This window comes from Bradyrhizobium sp. Y36 (assembly GCF_002531575.1).
Lineage (GTDB): Bacteria > Pseudomonadota > Alphaproteobacteria > Rhizobiales > Xanthobacteraceae > Bradyrhizobium.
Genome location: NZ_NWTI01000001.1, coordinates 297,553 through 313,458, shown reverse-complemented (window position 1 = coordinate 313,458; position 15,906 = coordinate 297,553). Strand labels below are relative to the sequence as shown.

Sequence of the window (15,906 nt, the reverse complement as noted above, 5' to 3'; positions counted from 1 at the left end):
GGGCGGCCGGCCATGGATATCGCACGATCGGTCGTGCCATTGGCACACACCTTGCCTCTCGATACCGGATAATGCCGGACAGGAGGCCCGATGAGCAGTTCACCGTTCCATATGAGCCGCCGCAGCCTGCTCGGCGGCGTGGGTGCCGCCGGCATCAGTGCCGTTGCTCCGCCGCTTGCTTGGGCGCAGGGACGTAGCGAGACTCTGCTGGTGGTGCAGGAGCTGGGTCCGAACTCGCTGGACATGCAAGGCGTCGGCTCCAACCAGACCGTGAACGGGCTCTCGTGGAATTGCTATGACCGCCTGCTTTCCTACGCCTCCAGGACGCTGCCGGACGGGACGCTGTCGTATGATCGCGAGAAGCTCGCGCCCGAACTGGCCGAGAGCTGGGAGGTTGCGGCCGACGGCATGTCCTGCACCTTCAGGCTTCGCAAGGACGCGAAATTCCATGACGGCACGCCTGTCACGGCCAAGGACGTCAAATGGTCGTTCGACCGCGCGGTGAAGGTCGGCGGCTTCCCGACATTCCAGATGTCCGCGGGATCGCTGGAAAAGCCCGAACAGTTCGTGGTCGTCGACGATCACACCTTCCGCATCGACTATGTCCGCAAGGACAAGATGCTGCTGTTCAACGTCGCCGTGGTCGTGCCCTTCATCATCAACTCGGAACTGGCGAAGAAGAATGCTAATCCTGACGACCCCTGGGCATTGACGTGGCTCAGGAACAACGAGGCTGGCGGCGGCGCCTACAGGATCGAGAGCTGGAAGCCCGGCAGCGAGACCGTGCTGGCGCGTTTCGATGACTGGAAGAGCGGACCCTTGCCGAAAATCAGGCGCGTGATCGCACGCGACGTTCCCTCCGGCGGGACCCGCCGCGCCATGCTGGAGCGAGGCGACGCCGACTTGTCGAGCGGCTTTGCGCCGCGCGATTTCGACCAGCTCATCAGGGAAGGCAAGGTCAAGGTGTCGGGCGTCCCGATCCCCAATGCGCTCTGGTACGTCGCTCTGAACACCGCAAAGCCGCCGTTCGACAATGTGAAGCTGCGCCAGGCCGTTGCCTGGGCGATGCCATATGAGCAGATCCAGAGCAGCGCGTTCTTCGGCCGTGCCGTTCCGATGTACGGAGGAGCGGCAGAAGTCTCAAAGCCGGTCTGGCCACAGCCGTTTCCCTATGCCACCGACCTGGACAAGGCCAAGGCCTTGATGAAGGAAGCAGGCTTCGAGTCAGGCCTGGAGACGACCTTGTCGCTCGACACGGGCACGGCGACCGTCGGCGAACCGACCGCGATCCTGATCCAGGAGAATCTTGCCAAGATCGGCATCAAGGCCGCTATCGAGAAGATTCCCGGCGCCAATTGGCGCACGACGTTGAACAAGAAGGAGCTGCCGCTCGCGCTCAACCGTTTCAGCGGCTGGCTCGACTATCCCGAATACTACTTCTACTGGAATTTCCACGGCAACAATTCGATCTTCAACATCTCCTCCTACCAGAACAAGGAGATGGACGCGCTGATCGACAAAGCCCGCTTCACCGCTGATACGGCCGAGTACGACAGGTGCGTGAAGGATTCCATCGCGCTCTGCATCCGCGACGTACCTGTCGTTCCGCTCAACCAGCCGATCCACGACGTCGCCATGCAGAAGAGCATCACCGGCTACGAGTTCTGGTTCCACCGCGAGCCGGACTACCGTCAATTTGCGAAGGGCTAGTGGCGACGAGGTGGACCGGGCCTGAGGCGGCCCGCACCTGTTCGATCGAAAAGCCTCGCGCGAGCCGCGCCTCGCTCGCATGCAGCATCGCCGCGTCCAGCATGCCTTTCCGCGAGCCTTCCAGGGCGCAGGCGAAGACGCGGTAGAACTGCGCGCCGTCATAGGCGACCAGCAGCATGTCGACACCGGCATTGATGGCCTCGACCACGGCCTTGCAGACGTCGTTCTGGTAGATCGCACCCATCACGAGATCGTCGGTCATCACCATGCCCTGATAGCCCCATTTCTCGCGGATGATCCCGTCGACGACGCGTTTCGAATGGGACGCGGCGCGATCCGGATCGACGGCAGTGAGCGTGACGTGCCCCACCATGAGCGCGCTGCGCGAATGCGACAGCACCTCGCGGAACGGGAGCCAGTCGGTCACCTCCAGCTCCCTCACCGGCGTGTCGAGATTGGCGCTGAAATGATGCGTGTCGGTGCGGACGCGGCCGATACCTGGAAAATGCTTGAGCGTCGCGCCGACGCCCGACTCCTCCAGACCGCGTACATAGGCGCTCGCGATCGTGCTGACGACGGCGGGATCGGTGGCGATCGCGCGCCGGCCGATCAGCGTGTGGAAATCGAGGCGGTTGCGCCGCGCCGGCGGCTTGAGGTCGAGCACCGGAGCGAGGTTGAGATTGACGCCGAGCCCCGCGAGCTCGCTTCCGTGGATGCGGCCGTACTCCTCCGCCTTCGCCCGCTGGTCGTCGGGCGCAAGCCCGGCAAGCGTCGCCAAGGCCGGCACTTTCGTCAGAGGTGGTGCGAGATGGCCGACGATGCCGCCCTCCTGGTCGGCGGCGACGACCAGCGGCGGCAGGCCGGCGGCGCGCCTGACGTCCTGGAGTGCTGCAAGCTCCGCGCGCAGCGCCTCGACGCCTCGGCCCCGAATGTTGTGCCGGGTCACGTAGACGCCGCCGATCAAGCCCTGCCCGGCGAGGCGCGCGACCTCGGAATAGGAGGAATAGCCGACCATGAAATGAGGCCCGAGCTGGCGCGCCTCGGCGGCACTGGCGGCCAGGACCTCTTGCTTGCGGAGCTCGAACTTGAGATGCGCGGCCGACATCAGGACCGGCGGCAGGCACCAGAGCACGATGAGCATCTTGCCGGCGATGCTGCGCCAGCGCCCGTGCCACAGCAGGACCGCGACGACCGCAAGGCTTGCGACGACAAGCGCGATGTTTCCGGCGCCGCGCAACGGGACCAGATAGGGATCGTTCTTGTTTGCGGCCGCGAAAGCGACGAGCGGCGCGGCCAGCCAGAGCAGGATGAGACCGATACGACGAAGGAATTGCATGATGTGCCAGATGCGATGAGGGACGAATGCTTCGCACCTATCAAAGCGATTTGCGCTCCGCGAGAGGCAAACGCGCGCCTGCACGAAATCTGCAAAAGACTCCTGAAGCCCTGCAGACGACGATCCCGCCTTCTGCACAAGCAGCGTTCAGACTTCGTGATGCCACCCCATCACGAAAGGTCTTTTCGGATATGACAAGCCTGGCTTCGACGATCGCAAGGGAAATAAAGCCGATCGGTCACGCCTCGATCCCCGCCAAGATCGGCCTCGCGCTGGTGCTGGCCGCACTCGCGGACTGGCTGTTCTACGGACAGCGGATCGGGCTGTCGCTGACGCTGTTTGCGATCGCGCTGGCCGCCGTGTCGGCGCTCTTCAATCGCGCGGCTCTCGACTTGCGCCGCGCCATGATCGGCTCGGCCATCCTCGTCGCCGGTCTCGTGCCTGCTATCGAGGAGCTCGACACGCTGTCGTTCCTGATCCTGATAGCGTCGCTGGCGATTGCGCTGCTGCTCGTGACCAATGCGGAGGCGACCGGGCTCGCCGACCGCGTCCGCGCGCTGCGCAATTTCGTCCTGCTCGGACCCTTCAGGTTCTTCCTCGATGCGCCCCAGGCGTTCAGCGCGTCGGCGCTGACCCGCGGCATCGCACAATGGCTGCTCCCAGCTGCACTCAGCGCTGTCTTCGTCGCGCTGTTCGCCGCGGCGAATCCGGTGATCGAGCAATGGGTATCCCTGCTCAATCCGAAGCTCGTCCTCCAATATGTCAGCGTCCCGCGCGTGCTGTTCTGGGCCTTGATGCTGGCGCTGGTCTGGCCCTTCATCCATGTGCGCTGGCGGCGCAGGACGATCGTCACGACAGCCATCGCGGAGGGACCTTTGCCGCCGCCGCTTCCGCCGCTCGTTTCGGCGGAGTTTCTTGGTCCCTCCACCATCCTGCGCTCGCTGATCCTGTTCAACCTGCTGTTTGCGGCGCAGTCCGTTCTCGACGGCATCTATCTCTGGGGCCATGTGGCGCTGCCCGACGATCTGACCTATGCGGGCTACGCCCATCGCGGCGCCTATCCGCTGATCGTGACCGCCCTGCTCGCCGCGGCCTTCGTGCTGGTGGCGATGCGCCCGGGCGGGCCGGCGGAGAGGTCGTCGGTGATCCGGCCGCTGGTCTATCTCTGGGTGGGGCAGAACGTGCTGCTCGTCGCCTCCTCGATCCTGCGCCTCGATCTCTATGTGGACGTCTACATGCTGACCTACTGGCGCATCGCGGCCTTCATCTGGATGGGGCTGGTCGCGCTCGGACTGGTCCTGATCGTGACCCGCATCGCCCTCAGCCGGTCCAACCAATGGCTCGTGGGCGTCAATCTGACCGTGCTTGCGATCGTGCTCTATGGCTGCTCGCTGGTGAACTTCGATGCCTTCATTGCCGACTATAATGTGGCTCACAGCAAGGAGGCTTCGGGCAAAGGCGTGCAGCTCGACACCAATTATCTCCTCTCGCTCGGACCGCAGGCACTACCGGCGATCGACAAGGCGATCGAACTCCTGGCCAACGCCAAAGGGAGCGATCTTTCGGCGCGAGGCTACTGCCTTGTGTCGCGCCGCGACCGCCTTGTAGAACAGCAGCATCAGGATCTGGCCTGGCGGAGCTGGAGTTTTCGGAGCTGGCGGCTCCAGCGCAGGCTGGACGCGCAGGCAAGAGATCCGTCCGGCAGCCGGCCGGCAGGGTGAGCGGAGAGTTCCTTGGCGCATCGCATTCTCATCGTCGACGACGAGGGCCACATCCGCGAGGTCATCCGCGTCGCCCTGAAGAAGGCCGGCATGGACGTGATCGAAGCGCGCGACGGCAAGGAGGCGCTTCTCCGCGTTGCCGCCGACAAGCCCGACCTGATCGTGCTCGACATCGGCATGCCGGAATTCGACGGTCTCGACGTCTGCCGCGAGGTCCGCAAGACGTCCGACGTGCCGATCCTGTTCCTGTCCGCCCGCGACGAGGAGATCGACCGCATCCTCGGCCTCGAGATCGGCGGCGACGATTACGTGACGAAGCCGTTCAGCCCGCGCGAGCTGGTCGCGCGGGTCAACGTCATCCTGCGCCGGCTCAGCCCGCGCAATGGCGAGATCAAGGCCGGCCCGGCAACGCTCGCGCAAGGCGGCCTGCTGATCGATCCCGAGCAGCACGTCGCGTCCTTTGCCGGCACGCCGCTGAAACTGACCGCGATCGAGTTCGGCATCCTGCGCGCGTTCCTGACCCGGCCGACCTCGGTGTTCAATCGCGAGCAGCTGATGCGAGCGGCCTATCAGCTCAACATCCAGGTCTCCGACCGCACCATCGACAGCCACATCCGCAACATCCGCGCCAAGCTCGCGGCACAAGCTTGCGAGAACGTGATCGAGACCATCCACGGCGTCGGCTTCAAGCTCGGCCGCTGCGAGAAAGAGGCATGAGCGCGGCGCCCGACAAATGGCGGCCCTCGCTCGCCCTCGTGATCTTCACGGTGCTGGCGACGGTCGCGATCCTGCCGCTGGTCGGCCTGTTCTTCTTCCGCCTCTACGACAACCAGCTGATCCGCCAGACCCAGGCCGAGCTGATCGCGCAGAGCCGCGTGCTGGCGACAATCTATGCGCAGGAAGTCACCGCGCGGCTCGACAGCGGGCTGACGCTCGGGGCCGAGGTGCCGCCGAACGTGCTGCCCGATCCCGGCGACCAGGTCACGCCGATCCGCCCGGCGCTCGATCTCACCGCCAACGATCTCTTGCGGCGGCGGCCCGATGCGCAGGCCGCGGCCCAGCCGGCGCAGGCGACCTATGTCGAGATCGGCGCAAGGCTGACGCCGATCATCCGCGAGACCCAGAAGGTGACTCTGGCGGGCTTTCGCATCCTCGACCCGCAGGGCGTCGTCATTGCCGGACGGCAGGAGGTCGGGCAGTCGCTCGCCCATATCGATGAGGTCGCGGACGCGCTGCACGGGCAGTACCGCGCCACCTTGCGCAACCGCGTGCCGGACAAGCCGCCGCCGCCGATCTATTCCTTTAGCCGCGGCCTCGGCGTGCACGTGTTCTCGGCCATGCCCGTCATCGTCAACAACCGCGTGGCCGGCGTGATCTACACGACGCGGACGCCGAGCAACATCTTCGACCATCTCTACCAGGAGCGGGCCAAGTTCGTGCTGGCCGGGCTCGCCGTGATCCTCGGCACCGTCGCCATCGGCCTCGTGTTCTCCCGCACCATCACCCTGCCGATGCGCGAGCTGATCGATCGTGCCGCCAGAATCGGCCGCGGCGACCGCGAGGCGTTCCAGCCGCTCCGGCATTACGGCACGCGCGAATTCGCCCAGCTCTCGCACAGCTTCCTCGGCATGGCCGAGCAACTGGCGCGGCGCTCGGACTATATCGCGACGTTCTCGGCCCACCTCACCCACGAGCTCAAGTCGCCGCTGACCTCGATCATGGGCGCCGCCGAGCTGCTGCAGGATTCCTATCAGGGCAAGGCCGAAGGCCTGACGCCGGCGGAACAGAAGACGTTCATCGCCAACATCCTGTCCGACACCAGGCGGCTGGAAGCGATGGCGCAGCGGCTGCGCGAGCTGGCACGCGCCGAAAGCCTGCCGCAGAACGAGCGCACGGAGCTGGCCCCCGTGATCACCGAGCTCAGGAGCCGGTTTCCCGCAAGCGATATCGCGGCCAGCGGCAGCCTGGATCGACCGATCGGCATGTCCGGCGAGAAAGCGCTGATCGTGCTGTCGCATCTCGCCGACAACGCGGTGCGGCACAAGGCTGGGACGATCAGGCTTGAGGCGACCTTCGAACGCACGACCTTGCGTCTGACGGTGAGCAATGACGGCGAGCCGATCTCGGCGCCGAACCGCGACAGGATCTTCGATGCGTTCTTCACCACGCGCCGCGACCAGGGCGGCACCGGGATGGGACTGGCGATCGCGCGCGCGGTGATGGCAAGCCATGGCGGCTCGATCATGCTCAAGCCGACCGACGCGGGCGCGGCCTTCGAGCTTCGGTTTCCCGCAGCCTAGATGGCAAATACCCAGGCGGCGACGATGGTGCCGATGGTGACCAGGCCGGCAATGGTCCAGCCGGCGGCGTATTCCAGCTCAGGATGACCGGTCGCCCGCATGATCTCTGCCGGATCGGCGGTATGCTTCTGTGCCATGACAGCCTCGCACGTTACTCCCCGCGTCATATGTAAGTCGCATCAGCCGCCAATAGGTTCCATCACGGAAATGCGAGCAATGACGCAGCTTGGCTTGTTCGCCGAACCGGAGGCCGGTCCGACCGGCCTTCGCTACACGGATAATTTCATCGAGCCTGCCACCGAGCAGGCGCTGATCGGCCGCATCGCAGCATTGCCGCTGCAGCGTTTCCAGTTCGGGGCGTTCGAGGGCAACCGCCGGGTGGCCTCCTTCGGCTACCGCTATGACTACACACTGCAGCGGCTGACCGATGCCGAGCCGATGCCGGACTGGCTCGCGCCGATCGCGCGTCGGGCCGAGGCATGGGCCGGCCTGCCGGAGGGAAGCGTCCGGCAGGTGCTCTGCACCGAATATGAGGTTGGCGTCGGCATCGGCTGGCACCGCGACAAGCCGCATTTCCGGGAGATCCTCGGCCTGTCGCTCGGCTCGGCCTGCAAGTTCCGCTTCCGCCGCCGCAGCGGCGACAAATGGCAGCGCCACACGCTCGAGGCACAGCCTCGCTCGCTCTACATGATGGAGGGCGAGGCACGCTCGCAATGGGAGCACAGCATCCCGCCGGTCGAGTCACGCCGTTACTCCATCACGTTCCGGACGATGAAGCCGGTGTGACAGCCCTCCAAACCAAAACTGCGAAAACAACCCCATGCACAGTAGAAGCCGCCCTCCGGCATGAGACGAGGCCGCGACACGCAACGGTTTGACTCATCGGTGCAAAACGGCCGTCCGGCGCAGCCGGCGCACGGCTCGCGCCTTGCCTTCCGAATCCGGTTGCATGCTAAAGCGCGATGAGATCTGGATGAACCATCATCGCGCTTTAGGTTGTTGTTTGCGCATGATCTTTCCGGAAAACCGCTTCGCACTTTTCCGGATCATGCTTTAGAGTGGACCCATTCCACGGCAGGAGGAAAGCATGGCCGACAGCAAGGCAAAGCGGGGCGGAGCCGATCGGGCGCTGATCGCGCTCACCGAAAAATACGAAGTCGCCTACTGGTCGAAGAAGTTCAAGGTGACGCCGGCCAAGCTGAAATACGCCGTCAAGAAGGTCGGCCGTTCCGCCAGGAAGGTCGGGGAATATATTCAGCTCCAGAAGCACCGCGCCGCCGACAAGAGCCGGATCGCGCTGAGCGAACCCTACGAGGTCCGCTACTGGTCAAAGAAGTTCAAGATCACCCCGGCAAGGCTGAAGCTGGTGGTCGGGGTGGCCGGCCATTCCTCCAAGAAGGTCGAAGCCTATCTCGCCGCCCAGAAGGCCGCGAAGAAGAAGACCGTCAAGAAGAAGACCGCCAAGAAGACGGTGAAGAAGGCCGCCAAGCGCAAGAAGGCCGCCTGAGGAGCTCGCTCCCGGCGGCTTCCCTCTGGCACACGCAGCGGCCGCGGCGATATGCGCGCCGCAGCCCCTCGCCATTCACGCCGCGCGGATATTCGAAAGGACCTTGCCGACTTCCGTCCTGGGCCGATTGCTCTCGGGCGACTGCGCCGAGGCTCGCATCGTCATCTCTCGGGCGAAGACGGTCGTCGACCATGATCGGCAGGCGAACCGAACTTGAGAAGCAGCAATTTCAGCTGCGCGATGTCCAGAAGGCGCTGGGTGAGTTCGATCCGCTCGGCGAACAGCTGGCGCATCTTGGGATCGTCAATTCGCGGTTCGATGACGCGCGCGTGCTGGATGGCGAGTTCAAACTGACCGGTCAGCAGATTGAGCGCGTCCCGCGCGCTCGCGCATAGTGCGGCGGTGAGATGGGTGGAGGACTGGCCGGCTTCTTTCCGAGATTCCGTGGCGCCAGGCCCCGCGTCAAACTCAAGGACATTCGTCATGCTGCATTCCCGTAGCGGAAGATCCGCCGACAGGGACGCTATTATCCGAGTCGCGTTATCAGTGTGTTTGACCGATCCACGACACTCTGGCCGGATTCTGTCACGCGGATTAAGCGGACACTGACGTTTGACGGTAACGCGGGGCGCTTCTCTAAAGCAGCGCTAAGATCACTATCGAAAATCGGCAATCGCCTGGACGTTGGCGGGCGTGCCCGCCGCTGAACGGCACGATCGATTGAGCCCAGGCGCAAGAGCGCCGCAGCCGCGTTACATGTCGGGCGGGCGTCCGGACCACGTGGTAAGGTGGAGGGGACGCCGCGAAATTGCCTCAAGCCGACCCAACTATGAAGGCGAATTGGAAAGACACGCCAAACGTGCCAGCCAATATGAGGGCGCAAGGCTAGCAGCAAGATGAAGAATTACCTCGCAATTCTCCTGGTCCTCACCGTGACGGCCGCCTCCGCTCGCGGACCCTTGCCGGCCCGGCTGTCGATGCCGTCCGATGTCCTGCGAGTGGGCCTCACCGATTCCGACACCACCGCCGGCGGCACCGCTCGGCTGTGCGAGCAGGTCACCTTCTCGCGCGGCCTTCGCTACGGCGACAGCGAGGCAAATGTGCTCGACGTCGCCACCAGCGAGACCAAGGCGGATACGCCGCGGCCGGTGCTGCTGTTCGTGACCGGCGACACCTTCACCGGCGACCGCGCCGCGCCCGAGCTGTCGCGCCAGATCCAGGATCAGGCGATGTGCTTTGCGGCGCGCAACGAAATGATCGGCGTACGCATCAATTATCGCCTGGCTCCCGCGGCGACCTGGCCGATGGGGGCAACCGACGTGGCGGCGGCACTATCCTGGGTTCACGGCAATATCGACCTGTTCAACGGCGATGCCCGCGAGATCGTCGCGGTCGGCTACGGTGCCGGCGCCTTCCATGTCGCGACCCTGCTGGCGCATCCCGAGCTGCAGACCGATCGCGCCGATGTCGCCGCTGTCGTGCTGGTGTCCGGCATCTACCGCGCCGGCAAGGACGCGAGCGACAGCGAAAAGGCCTATCTCGGCAGCGACGCCGGCCAGTACAACAAGCGCTCGGTCTTCCCTGGCATCCTCAACGTCGATGTGCCGATCGTGCTGGCCTGGGCTGCAGACGATTCCGCCGGCATCGTCGCGCAGGGCGAAACCTTGAAGAAGACGCTCTGCGGCGCCGGCCACTGTCCGCGCAGCACCCTGCTGCGCAGCCGCGACGGCCTTGCCAACGCCTTCGGCCTCGACGGTTCCGGCGACAGCCTCGCCGAACCGACCCTGCTGCTGGTGCATCAGCTCGAGGCACGGGGGTTGCCGTAGCGGGGCGTTGGCCCGTGCGGCGCGCTAGACCTTGTGCACGGCATTGTCGGCGGTGGTGACCGTGATGTCGGCGTAGCGACAGGCACCGTGGCGGCGCTGGAACGGGGCCACGGCAAGCAGCCAGATTTTCGAGATCGCCGTCGCCGATCCGCCGATATGGGCCGCGTAGTCCGCGGCGACGTCGCGCAGCCCGGCCTGCCAGCTGCCGAGGCCGGCCTTACCCGAACGGACGATCATATGTGTCTCGATCGCATTCCAGCCGGGCAGCGGGCACCGGAAGACTTTGCCTTCCGGCAAATATTCGCTCCAGACATAGGTCAGATCCTGCCCGTCGTCGAACTTCACGCCGATCGAGAGATAGTCGTGGGTCGCCGCCTGATCCTCCGCGACGACGGACGGCAATTGATCGATCTTCCAGCGCCATGCGAGGCGCGGACGGGAGGCCAAGGCAAGCGGCAGCGGCCGCTCGATGATGCTGACACGGCCCGTGATGTCGCAGACGATCTCGCCGCCGGTCCCCTGGCTGAAGACCTCCTGCCCGCCGCCAAAGCCGAGCAGGTTCGACCAGCCCGCCGGCAGCTTGCCGCCGCGCGCGAGACGCGCGAGCTCGGATTTGAGCAGACCGCCGACGTCGCCATGCGCCAGCAGACTCGTGACGCCCGCCGCGGCATCCCCGCGCCACAGCAGCGCAATCCCCGAGATCTTCACATCCGCCTTCTTGTAGATGTCTTCGGGCGTAGCGAGCGCCCCATCCTCGTTGGCCCATTCCGCCGCCGAACGCGCGACCTCGATGCGTCCGTCGTGCGAGGCAATCATGGTTCCCGTATCGAGCATCGGATTGTAGATCGGCCGCTGCCCGCGCGTGCGCGCATGGAAGACAAGACCGGGTCCGAACCAGAGATCGTGATCGCGCGACAGCCACATCCGACCGCCCAACAGGAAGGTCACCTGCTGCCCTCGCGTCGCATCGAGACCGAGATCGGTCCAGGGCAGATCGGCGCCGTTGATCTCGAACGTCTTGGTGGCAACCAGCTCCGGTGAATTCGCCTTCGCGATGATGTCCTTGATGCCGCCCACCGGATCCGCCGGCGCGCTCTGCTCCGCCGCGTGCGCCGTCTGCAATGCAGGCGCGGCAAGCGGCAGCACCAGGCCGAGCGCCGATGCGCGCAGCATGACATCGCGCCGGGAAATCTTCCCGGCCGGAGACGAGAAGCCAAGACAAGCAAAGCACATGCATTCCTCCCTGCCCCGGCGCGATTCGGGCGTTCGGCCGTATTCCCCGGGAATTGGGATGCTATGCTTTCGTGCCGAATTCAGCCTGCCATGACGTGCCGACGTGGCCGCCGGTTTGGCGCGCGAGGGCAGATGCAGCAGACCGGATACACACGCGCGAGCACGCTCGGTCCGATCGCGGGGGTCGTGACCGCGGCCGGCGGATCGATCGAGCGGGTGTTTCGCCGCGCCGATCTTCCGCTCGCCTTGCTGGAATCGCCGGACACGCTGCTGCCGCTGCGCGATCACTTCCGGCTGTTGATGGTGACCTCGCGGGAATTGCACGACGACATCTTCGCGGCCCGGCTCGGCCGCCAGACGTCGATGGCAGGCCTCGGTGTCTTTGGCCGATGGGTGACCCAGGCCCCGACCTTGCTCGAAGCGATCCAGCGCGCCGGGGCGAGCCTGCCGCACATGCTGCAGAACGCCACGCAGCTGGTGGTGCGGCGTGACGGCAGCGACATTCACTGGTCCTACGAACTGGCCGACCCTGCGCGCGACGGGCGGCAGCAGAGCGAGATGCTCGCGATCTGGTACATGATCGCCGTCGTCAGGCATTTTGCCGGCGCCCGCTGGCTGCCGAACCGGATCATCCTGGCGAACCTCCCAAACCGGCTGCGATGTCCGGTGGGCGAATTGATGGGCACGGACGCGGCGATCGGCAACGGCGCCAGTGCGATCGTGTTCGACCGCCGCCTGCTGACATCGGTCAATCCGGACCTCGAACAAGACGACGGGCTGAGCGCGAGCGAGCTCGGGCGCATTTTCGACCTGCCGGATCCGGAGGACCTGCCGGGCCGTCTGTCCGTCCTGATCGAGTTGGAGCTGCTCGATCGGCGTCCGACCCTTTCACGCATCGGAGGCCGGGCGGGGCTCGCAAGACGAACATTGCAGCGCAGGCTCGGCGACGCCGGCCTCAGCTACAGCGACCTGTTGCGAAACGCGCTGCAGCGCCGGGCGGTGCGGCTGTTGTGCCAGACGGACCGGTCGATCGGCGACATTGCCTCCACGCTCGGCTATGACGACCCCGCTCATTTCAGCCGGGCCTTCGAACGCTGGAGCGGCATTGCTCCCACACGCTGGCGGCGGCTGCGCGAAGCGCACAGGCGGCCGTAAGCGAAGCGTCAGCACACCTTCCGTTTCACGCGCAGCCGGCCACAGCTTTGCCAAACGCTTGACCTAGATCAACTCGCCTTGGAGTGGACTGAGCCGACCTCGTTGGGGGCCAACGACAGGGTGTCGCGCATGCACGTCACCGGCAGATTGCTATTCGTCCTGATCGCAGCACTGGCCTCGCTTGGGGCGATGTCCCAGCAACACGCCGAACAACCGGCAGGCGACAAGGAAATCCGCATCGGCAATGTCATGCCGTATTCGGGACCGCTGTCGGAATTCGGCGCGATCGGTCAGGCGGAGGCGGCCTATTTCGACATGATCAACGCGCGCGGCGGCATCAACGGCCGCAAGATCCGCTTCATCACGCGCGACGACAATTCCGATCCGGCGACGGCGCTGGAGCTGACGCGCAATCTGGTCGAGAAGGACGACGTGCACCTGATGTTCGGGTCGTTCGGCACGCCCGGCAATCTCGCCACGCGCTGGTACCTGAACGAGAAGAGGATCCCGCAGCTGTTCGTTGCCTCCGGCGACGAGGAACTGAGCCGGGCCGAGAAGTTTCCCTGGACCATGGGATGGCAGCCGTCGTTCCGATCGGAGGGGCGTATCTACGCCAACTACATCCAGGCCTACTATCCCCGGAAGAAAATCGTCGTGCTCTGGCAGAACGACCAGTTCGGCCGCATGCTCTACAAGGGCATCCAGGAAGGGTTGGGCGATCTGAACCGTCATGTCCTCGTCGACATCGCCTTCGACATCAACGACGCCCATCTCGACGGGCACGTCTCGATCCTCAAGCGCACCGGCGCCGACATCTTCGTCTTCCTCGGGGTGCCGTCAACGGCGTCCCAGGTGATCAAGCTGGCCGCGTCGCTCAACTGGCATCCGGTGTTCATCGTCAACGATGCCTCCGCCTCGATCGCCAATGCGATGGCGCCCGCGGGCCTGGAGAACTCGGCCGGCGTGATCTCGGCGGCCTTTCTGAAGGATCCGAGCGATCCGGCATGGAAGGACGATTCCGCCATGAAGGAGTGGTTCACTTTCATGGACAAGTACCATCAGGTCGAAAGCACCAACAACAGCGCCGCGGTCTACGGCTACGCCGCGGCCGAGGCGCTGACGCAAGTGCTGAAGCAATGCGGCGACGATGTCTCGCGCGAGAACATCATGCGACAGGCGGCTTCGCTAAAGAGCTTCAATCCTTCCGTCGCGTTGCCCGACATCAGGATGAGCACCTCGCCCGGCAATTATCTGCCGATCAGGCAGATGCGGCTGGTGCAGTTCGACGGGCGGTCGTGGCAGCCTTTTGGCGAGGTGATCGAGACGGCATTCACGGAAGGGATGGCGCGGTGAGGTGACGCTGCCCCTCCCCTGGAGGGTAAGAAAAGCCTCACACCGGCTTCAGTGAAGCCAGGGCGCTCTCCAGCAGCGCGCGCACATGGGCGGCGTCGCCGGATTTCACCACGGCGGGATCGAGGTAGAGCTCGAGGCCGGGTGCGCGCTCGGTGATGACCCCGCTGCTCTCCGTCGCCGCGTCGTTCAGCGCGTCGACGGAATAGGGAATGACCTCGCGGCTGATGCCCTTCATCGTGATCCCAGGCAGGGCATGGGCGCGGACGATGTCGCTGACGAGCGCGAAGGTCTCGTAGCTCAGCACGATGCCGCCCGGCTCGGCGATCGACTGCAAGCGCGCGGCGAGGTTCGCTTCCGCACCGATGATGGTGTAGTCCATGCGATCGGTGCTGCCGAAATTGCCGACATTGCAATAGCCGGAATTGATGCCCATGCGCGAGCGGAACGGCTGCTCGATGCCGGCGGCACGCCATTTCGCGTTGAGCTCGGCTAGCCGCTGCTGCATGCGCCAGGCCATCTGCAGACAGGCCTGCGCATCGGCGCGATCGCCCTTGGTCTCGGGATCGCCGAAGAAGATCAGCATGGCATCGCCGATGAACTTGTCGATGGTGCCGCCATAGTCGTGGGCGATCGCCGACATCTCCGTGAAATATTCGTTGAGGAGCTGGGTCAACTGCTCCGGCTGCAGCCGTTCGGCGGTCGCCGTGAAGTTCTGGATGTCGGAGAAAAAGATCGTGAGCTTCTTGCGCTCGGTGTGGATGGTGACGTCCTTCTGGCCGGAGAAGATGCTCTTGTAGACCTGCGGCGGAATGTAGCGCGAGATCTTCATCGAGAGCGACGCGAGGAAGTCGTTGGCCGATTCCAGCTCTCGGTTCATCGACTTGATGCGGCCGGCCTGCCGGCGCTGCAACGACAGAAACGCCAATCCGCTGCCGGCAGCGACCAGGAAATAGGCCAGCAGGAACTTGAACGAGAAGATGTTGGCAGCAATCGGCTGCGCGATGATCACCTCCTGGATGCCTCTGACGTCGCCGACCTTCCAGTCCTTCTTGGGGCTCTCGGGGTGGCTGTTGTGGCAGCTCACGCAGGCGGGCCCCATCGTGACGGGCGCGACCAGACGGACCTTGTCGTTGAACAGCGATGTCTCGGTCTCCACGATCTTCTGCTCGGGATCCCTGCGCAGCGCATCGAGCGCGTCCTTCTCGAACTTGTCGAGCTGGTGCGGGGCGCGGTTCTGGAACGGGAAGTCGGAGACGAAGCGGTAGGTGATGTTCTCCTGCTGGGCGCCGATCACCCGGCCGAGCTCCAGCGACAACGTCGCGGGAATCGGGATCGCGCCGGGAACCGATTCGTAATTGTGCACGACCTTCGTGGTCCCGTCAGGGTTGGCCAGCACGCGCCCGACCACGTTGGAGGCGTAGTAGCTGCGCACGCTCGAGATCACCGAATTGAGATCGATCGCCTGCCGGCGCAACGCCGTCTTGCTGAGATCTGTCAGGTCCAGCCATACCGCGACCGGCAGGGCGAGCAGGAGGAAGGCGATCACGGCGCCGATGAGGATGCCGTTCTTGCGCTGCTCTTCGGAGATCTCTGGTTTCACACTGTGGCTCCGTCGTGTGCGATTTTGTCGCAAACGCCTGCAATTTGCGGGGGAATGCGGCGGCACAGAACCCAGAAAACGCCGGTTCGCGCAACCCCATTTTATGGTGGTCGGACCAGCCGCCTTTCCGTTTCATCACGAATGTCTAAGATCGACATCAACCAC

The 15,906-nt window shown here is 64.9% G+C and carries 14 protein-coding genes; 9 read left to right on the top strand and 5 right to left on the bottom strand.

What is annotated here, in order from left to right:
• The first annotated feature begins 90 nt into the window (after window positions 1–90).
• Window positions 91–1,710: an ABC transporter substrate-binding protein gene (locus CO669_RS01490; RefSeq protein ID WP_097657427.1), complete on the top strand. Its 1,620-nt coding sequence runs from the start codon at window positions 91–93 to the stop codon at window positions 1,708–1,710.
• Here the strand turns inward: CO669_RS01490 and CO669_RS01485 are convergent.
• Window positions 1,649–3,046 carry a glycoside hydrolase family 3 N-terminal domain-containing protein gene (locus CO669_RS01485; protein WP_097657426.1) on the bottom strand — a complete coding sequence of 466 codons (1,398 nt, stop codon included), beginning with the start codon at window positions 3,044–3,046 and terminating at the stop codon, window positions 1,649–1,651. The two genes, CO669_RS01490 and CO669_RS01485, sit on opposite strands and share 62 nt — an antisense overlap.
• Before the next feature lie 191 nt (window positions 3,047–3,237).
• On the opposite strand from CO669_RS01485, the gene CO669_RS01480 reads away from it, so the two are divergent.
• The 3 genes from CO669_RS01480 to CO669_RS01470 are packed head-to-tail and all read left to right on the top strand — an operon-like array spanning window position 3,238 to window position 7,067.
• Window positions 3,238–4,767 (top strand): DUF4153 domain-containing protein, encoded by a 1,530-nt coding sequence (locus CO669_RS01480; RefSeq protein ID WP_097657425.1) that lies wholly within the window; start codon window positions 3,238–3,240, stop codon window positions 4,765–4,767.
• Between the two features lie 12 nt (window positions 4,768–4,779).
• Complete coding sequence (locus CO669_RS01475) at window positions 4,780–5,484, top strand: response regulator (RefSeq protein ID WP_097657424.1); 705 nt, start codon at window positions 4,780–4,782, stop codon at window positions 5,482–5,484.
• Entirely contained in the window at window positions 5,481–7,067 is a 1,587-nt protein-coding gene (locus CO669_RS01470) for an ATP-binding protein (protein ID WP_097657423.1), read from the top strand. The genes CO669_RS01475 and CO669_RS01470 overlap by 4 nt, the downstream gene beginning before the upstream one ends.
• Here the strand turns inward: CO669_RS01470 and CO669_RS35815 are convergent.
• Window positions 7,064–7,204 carry a hypothetical protein gene (locus CO669_RS35815; protein WP_164718835.1) on the bottom strand — a complete coding sequence of 47 codons (141 nt, stop codon included), beginning with the start codon at window positions 7,202–7,204 and terminating at the stop codon, window positions 7,064–7,066. The two genes, CO669_RS01470 and CO669_RS35815, sit on opposite strands and share 4 nt — an antisense overlap.
• Before the next feature lie 79 nt (window positions 7,205–7,283).
• Here CO669_RS35815 and CO669_RS01465 point away from each other — a divergent pair, with 79 nt between their 5' ends.
• Window positions 7,284–7,853, top strand: a complete 570-nt coding sequence (locus CO669_RS01465) for an alpha-ketoglutarate-dependent dioxygenase AlkB (protein WP_097657422.1) — start codon at window positions 7,284–7,286, stop codon at window positions 7,851–7,853.
• 301 nt (window positions 7,854–8,154) lie between these two features.
• Window positions 8,155–8,574 (top strand): DUF3606 domain-containing protein, encoded by a 420-nt coding sequence (locus tag CO669_RS01460; RefSeq protein WP_097657421.1) that lies wholly within the window; start codon window positions 8,155–8,157, stop codon window positions 8,572–8,574.
• A gap of 161 nt (window positions 8,575–8,735) precedes the next feature.
• Here the strand turns inward: CO669_RS01460 and CO669_RS34860 are convergent, their stop codons facing one another.
• The gene (locus CO669_RS34860; protein WP_143278599.1) at window positions 8,736–9,059 is read right to left on the bottom strand and encodes a hypothetical protein; all 324 of its coding nucleotides are present in this window, start codon (window positions 9,057–9,059) and stop codon (window positions 8,736–8,738) included.
• Between the two features lie 411 nt (window positions 9,060–9,470).
• Here CO669_RS34860 and CO669_RS01450 point away from each other — a divergent pair, with 411 nt between their 5' ends.
• A complete protein-coding gene (locus tag CO669_RS01450; protein ID WP_097657419.1) occupies window positions 9,471–10,400 on the top strand; it encodes an alpha/beta hydrolase in 930 nt (309 codons plus the stop codon).
• A gap of 24 nt (window positions 10,401–10,424) precedes the next feature.
• Here CO669_RS01450 and CO669_RS01445 read toward each other — a convergent pair whose 3' ends face one another.
• Window positions 10,425–11,573: a DUF3047 domain-containing protein gene (locus tag CO669_RS01445; RefSeq protein WP_245444131.1), complete on the bottom strand. Its 1,149-nt coding sequence runs from the start codon at window positions 11,571–11,573 to the stop codon at window positions 10,425–10,427.
• A 246-nt stretch (window positions 11,574–11,819) separates the two neighbouring features.
• Here CO669_RS01445 and CO669_RS01440 point away from each other — a divergent pair, with 246 nt between their 5' ends.
• Together CO669_RS01440 and CO669_RS01435 are read left to right on the top strand one after the other, a co-directional pair.
• A complete protein-coding gene (locus CO669_RS01440; RefSeq protein WP_245444129.1) occupies window positions 11,820–12,788 on the top strand; it encodes an AraC family transcriptional regulator in 969 nt (322 codons plus the stop codon).
• 129 nt (window positions 12,789–12,917) lie between these two features.
• Window positions 12,918–14,141 carry an ABC transporter substrate-binding protein gene (locus tag CO669_RS01435; RefSeq protein ID WP_097657911.1) on the top strand — a complete coding sequence of 408 codons (1,224 nt, stop codon included), beginning with the start codon at window positions 12,918–12,920 and terminating at the stop codon, window positions 14,139–14,141.
• A 37-nt stretch (window positions 14,142–14,178) separates the two neighbouring features.
• Here CO669_RS01435 and CO669_RS01430 read toward each other — a convergent pair whose 3' ends face one another.
• The gene (locus CO669_RS01430) at window positions 14,179–15,741 is read right to left on the bottom strand and encodes an adenylate/guanylate cyclase domain-containing protein (RefSeq protein WP_097657416.1); all 1,563 of its coding nucleotides are present in this window, start codon (window positions 15,739–15,741) and stop codon (window positions 14,179–14,181) included.
• Window positions 15,742–15,906 lie beyond the last annotated feature (165 nt).